Source organism: Janthinobacterium sp. BJB401, assembly GCF_013372745.1.
Lineage (GTDB): Bacteria > Pseudomonadota > Gammaproteobacteria > Burkholderiales > Burkholderiaceae_D > Janthinobacterium > Janthinobacterium rivuli.
The window spans coordinates 1-5,016 of sequence record NZ_JABXFH010000099.1 but is presented as its reverse complement, the minus strand read 5'-3'; the positions used below and the strand labels follow the sequence as shown (position 1 = coordinate 5,016).

The 5,016-nt window shown below is 59.6% G+C and carries 4 protein-coding genes; all 4 read right to left on the bottom strand.

Annotation, left to right across the window (positions count from 1 at the left end):
* Positions 1 to 19: 19 nt before the first annotated feature.
* The gene (locus tag HWE17_RS28240) at positions 20 to 1,099 is read right to left on the bottom strand and encodes a tartrate dehydrogenase (RefSeq protein WP_099404136.1); all 1,080 of its coding nucleotides are present in this window, start codon (positions 1,097 to 1,099) and stop codon (positions 20 to 22) included.
* Positions 1,100 to 1,137: 38 nt separating this feature from the next.
* Positions 1,138 to 2,628 (bottom strand): DUF3482 domain-containing protein, encoded by a 1,491-nt coding sequence (locus HWE17_RS28235; protein WP_099404135.1) that lies wholly within the window; start codon positions 2,626 to 2,628, stop codon positions 1,138 to 1,140.
* Positions 2,625 to 4,103 carry a DUF2868 domain-containing protein gene (locus HWE17_RS28230; RefSeq protein WP_099404134.1) on the bottom strand — a complete coding sequence of 493 codons (1,479 nt, stop codon included), beginning with the start codon at positions 4,101 to 4,103 and terminating at the stop codon, positions 2,625 to 2,627. Before HWE17_RS28230 ends, HWE17_RS28235 begins: the two co-directional genes overlap by 4 nt.
* Positions 4,104 to 4,165: 62 nt before the next feature.
* Positions 4,166 to 4,855 carry an acid phosphatase gene (locus HWE17_RS28225; RefSeq protein WP_099404133.1) on the bottom strand — a complete coding sequence of 230 codons (690 nt, stop codon included), beginning with the start codon at positions 4,853 to 4,855 and terminating at the stop codon, positions 4,166 to 4,168.
* Positions 4,856 to 5,016: the final 161 nt, after the last annotated feature.

Here is a 5,016-nt window from a genome sequence, read left to right as displayed (position 1 = left end):
CGCCCATGGGCGGCAAGCTTTATTTGAGTAATTCGGCAACCGCCATGCCGACATCGGTCGTACTGGCGCTGCCGCCCATGTCCGGTGTGCGCGGACCATGCTCGAGCACCTGCTCGATGGCGCGCACAATCGCGTCATGCGCCGCCGTGTAATTGGCGTCGCCATTACCGAGGAAGTCCAGCATCATGGCGCCCGACCAGATCATGCCGATCGGGTTGGCGATATTCTGGCCATAGATATCGGGTGCGGAACCGTGTACCGGTTCGAAGACGGAAGGAAAAGTCCGCTCCGGATTGATATTGGCCGATGGGGCGATGGCAATCGTTCCCGTGCAGGCGGGCCCCAGGTCCGACAGGATATCGCCAAACAGATTTGAAGCGACCACCACATCGAAGCGCTCGGGGCTCAATACAAAGCGGGCCGCCAGGATATCGATATGGTATTTATCCCAGCGGACATCGGGAAAGCTCGGGCCCATCGCTTCCACCCGCTCATCCCAATATGGCATGCTGATGGCAATGCCATTCGACTTGGTCGCCGATGTCAGGTGTTTTTTAGGCCGGCTTTGCGCCAGTTCAAACGCATACTTCAGGATACGGTCGACGCCCTTGCGGGTAAACACGGATTCCTGCAGCACCGTTTCGCGCTCCGTCCCCTCGAACATGCGCCCGCCCACGGATGAATACTCTCCTTCCGTATTTTCACGCACCACATAAAAATCGATATCGCCAGGCTTCTTATTCGCCAGCGGACACGGCACGCCCGGCATCAGGCGCACAGGCCGCAAGTTGACGTATTCGTCGAACTCGCGCCGGAATTTCAATAACGAACCCCACAGCGAGATATGGTCGGGCACCTTGTCCGGCCAGCCCACGGCGCCAAAATAGATGGCGTCGAAATCCTTGAGCTGGGCGAACCAGTCCGAGGGCATCATTTGCCCATGCTCCAGGTAATAATCGCAATTGGCCCAAGCCATTGTCGTGAACTGCAAGTCGATATTGAAACGGCGGGCGGCCGCCTCGATGACACGCAAGCCCTCCGGCATGACTTCATTGCCGATGCCGTCACCGGCAATGACGGCGATTTTATGTGTGCACATGGGAAACCCTGTTGGAAATAGGCGATGGAAGCCCGTATTTACATCGGCTGCGCCACGTCCGGGTACAGACGCGCCAGTACATCGGCAGTGATCGCCGCGATGATGGGCTGCACACGCTCGGCCGCCAGTTCAGTTGATTTCTCGCGGCGCACCTCTTTCCACAACTCGGCCAATGCGCCTTCATGGCGCGCCACCGCCTGCTCGACTTCATCTTGCCAGAAGGCCGGCGCTTCGCTTTCCACGAAGTTACCGCGGCCACGGCCAAAGTGCGCCACCGCCAGGTAACGCAGCACGCCAGCCACTACCAGGGTACGCAGGAAAGCATCGGTAAATTGCATCGTGGGCTCATTGCGGTCCGTGCCGGAATTAAAACCCCAGGCTGCGCCTGCAAACGTCAGCGCACCGACCACGCCGCCAAGCAAAGCGCCAGTGCCCAAGGTCAGGCCGCCGGAAATCAGGTCGGCCGACAGGCCCGTCGCCGCGCCGGAAATCATGGCGCCCAATAACCCCGCTTGCGCCTTGTCGATAGGCGCGCGCACGGCGAAATTTTCCCGTATCCGGCTATTGATCTTATGCGCATCGGTCGGGTCGAGTTTGTGCAATATCAAAAGCTCACGCGTGGTGGTACCGCTATGCGTATTGAGTCGCGCCACCAGGCTGGCCATGGCCTTTTCCTGGCGTTGCTGCTCTGCATTCTTGCCGATACCCACCACCTGCAAGGCCGATTTCAACAAGCCCCTGGACGCCGGATCAATGGCTTCGCGATCCTGTCCGGCCACCGCCAGCTGCGTGGCCAGCAGGTGCATGGCCTGCCGGAAACGCGCCGTATTCTGCTCTTGCCAGGCAGCAAACAGACGCGCATAGCCGGCTTGCTGCGATTGCGGCAATAATTTCCCCACGGCTTCATAAAACACGCGTTCATGTACCCAGCAGCGGGCAAAGGCATCGAGCGCCAGGACATCGCGCACGATCGGATACTGCTGCAGGTGCTCGCGCCAGCGTGCCTGCTCGCCGTGCTCCTCCTTACCAGGACGCGGTGGCCCCATCTGGTTGAGCAAGACCACCACGGGCTTATCCAGCCAGGCGAGGATTTTCATTTCCGCCGGCAAGTAGCCCGCATCCTTTGGGTGTTCCGAGGAATTGACCAGGTACAGCACCACATCGGCGGAGTCCTTGGCCGTGCGCAGCGCTTGCTGGCTGAGCCAGAACGGACGGTCGCGGTAACGGTCCAGCACTTCGCGCAGGAACCAGCCGATGGGATTACCCGACTGCCCCAGACGCTTGAGCAGGCGCACGGAATCGCCAAAGCCTGGCGTATCCCACAATTGCAAGGCATCGCCCTGCGGCGTGGCCAGCAAGGTATGCGATTCGGCAAACACCGTCACGTGAGCGGCATCGCGCACTTCGCCGATGTCCACGCCGACCAAAGTGCGCGCCAGGGTAGTCTTGCCATTATTCGTGTGCGAAATCAGCGCAAACTGAATCTGCACCGCATCATCCTGCACATCTTTATTCACATTCACACTCATGCTGCTGCCGATACTTTCAGCCCGACACCGGCATCGAGCGGGCGCAAGGCAGGGTTGAGCAAATTGACCACGGTGGCCGTGGTTTTGTGGAACTGGCAGAACTGTTGCCACAAGGCGACTCGTTCCGCCAGGCGCGCGCCGTTATCCACCTGTTCGCCCGCGCGCTCCAGGTAGCTGGATTCGTCGATCAGCACGGCAATGCCGCGTGCCGACGATTGCGCCAGGTAATCGAGGAAGGCGCCGTGATTTTCCTTCTCCGGTGTCGCCGTCAGATTGAACAGCACGGCCGTGATATTGACTTGCGGATCATTCAAGTCCGTGTCGCGCAAGACGTCCTGCGGTTCTTCGCCATACGACGTCGATGGACGCAGCATCATGCGGCCCTGCTCGCCGAACAGCATGAGGGAAATTTGCCCCAGCCCCTTGTGACGTGCCTCATCGACAGTAAAGCTGTATGGCAAGACGCGCAGCATGCCGCCCGTGGCCACGCCGATGCTTTCATTGAGCTTGCGGAAATACGGTTGATCTAGATCCAGCGGAAAGTTCCTGGCCAGGCGCGCGGCGCGCCAGTTGTTGACGAGGGCCAGGATCAGGCGGGGAACGACGACCAGCAGGAAAATCGTTGCCGCATACAAATGCACCCAGCGCGCGCCGCCTTCAACGCTCGTCGTTTGCGGGAAGCGCAGTGCTTCGATTTCCGCCAGCGAAAATCCTTGCAAATGAAACAGAGCAATAGCCGGCGCAAACAAGGTCGAAAGCAGGCTGTGCACCTGGCCGGCATTCAAAAAGGTGCTTTCCCAGCCGGCTGCGTATTGCGACAGAAAGCCGCGCGCATACAGTGAAGCGACGGCGCCGATGGCAAACATGGCGGCGCTCAGGTGGATGGTACGACTGAGGCGCACAGCCGTCAGTTTGGCACTCAAGTGCGCCCATTCCCCCATGAAACTGAGCAAGCCCGAGGACAAGGCGTGCGGCAGTTTGCGCGGCAGGGCCAGGCGGCCCACGCTCAGGTGGCGCACCAGTCCCGCCTTCGGCCAGCCCAGGGAACGCGAAGGGATGCATAGCCAGATCAGCAAGCCCAGGTAGACCAGCACATTCCAGGCGATGATCAGCAGCAAGGGCGCCGACAGCAAGTCGACACGATGGGGATCTGTGATGCGGTCCAGCCCGGCGCCCAGCAGCAAAGCCAGCAGGGGCAGGGCCAGCGCCAGGGTTTTCATGCCATTACGGCGTTTCGCGAAAGCGGCGAAGGCGGGCGTGCGCTCGGTGATGCGCTTGAGGATCAGTTCCGAGCGCTGCTGCAGGAAATCGTCACCTGTCACTTCGGCCTGCTTGCCCGAAGCTTGCCACTGCGCAAGCTCACGCGCGCTGCGGCTGGCATACATGCGGTCATCCTCGCTGAGGACTTCTTTTTTCTGGTCGGCCGTCTCGATAGCACGGACCAATACCACTTCTCTCGCAATCTGCTCGTTCATGGTGCTCCTGTTTTTGTATGAAACGACAACTACACAGGCAGATTGTGACGTACTTTTGTGTTTCAGGCCAACGCGTCCTCGGCCCGGAGCAGCTTATGCAGCAGATATATCAGGAAAGAAGCAATCCAGGCAGACCACAAGGTGTGTGTAAAAAATTGCGTACCTTGCAACTGTTGCTGCCAGCCTGCGGCCAAACCGCACAGCAATATGACTCCGACGAGCAGAAACGCCGTGCGCGGCCGTCCGGGCAGGCAGAACAATGGCACGGCCAGCATCCACCAGGCAATGTTCGCCTGTGTAGCGGGCAGGCAGACCATGGCAGATGCGCTGGCCGGTAATGTTTCCAGCAGGCGCGTGTACGGTTCCAGTCCGCCGTAGCGCAACAAATCCGTGGGGCAAGGGACATCACTGAACGAGGATAGCAAGTAAATACTTAATGGCACCAGGACAGCCGACAGCGCCACGACATGCAAGGCGCTGCGGCGTGAGGCCGGCCAGGCCAGTGGACGCTGCGTGTCCCAGACCGCCAGAGCAATCGCAGCTGCGGCCAGCAAGGTCATGCAGAACTGGAAACCGCGCGTCCATGCACTGCCAGCGCCGACAAATTGCCCGCGCATTCCGTCGAACATACTGTCGGCGATCATGAGGTCGAGGTTGCTGTAATTGCCGATCCAAATTATCAGCATGGCCGACAGCATCAAGGCGCTATCGATGCCTTTGGGAGTTTTGACGAGTTTAAGCTTGGCCAACATGGGTGCACACACTACTTGATGAGAATGGAGGTCATCGTACAGTGTCAATATGAAGAGAACATGACGATGCCCGCCGTGCACAACATGTGGTGAAAATGATAAAGGCAGACGTAGGTCGGCTTAGCGCGCAGCGCGTAAGCCGACACCACCCGCGGCGTATC

What these genes read in the sequence shown, in the direction of transcription:
- HWE17_RS28240 (WP_099404136.1), bottom strand. Translation starts at nt 1,099, where the DNA reads ATGTGCACACATAAAATCGCCGTCATTGCCGGTGACGGCATCGGCAAT.
- HWE17_RS28235 (WP_099404135.1), bottom strand. Translation starts at nt 2,628, where the DNA reads ATGAGTGTGAATGTGAATAAAGATGTGCAGGATGATGCGGTGCAGATT.
- HWE17_RS28230 (WP_099404134.1), bottom strand. Translation starts at nt 4,103, where the DNA reads ATGAACGAGCAGATTGCGAGAGAAGTGGTATTGGTCCGTGCTATCGAG.
- HWE17_RS28225 (WP_099404133.1), bottom strand. Translation starts at nt 4,855, where the DNA reads ATGTTGGCCAAGCTTAAACTCGTCAAAACTCCCAAAGGCATCGATAGC.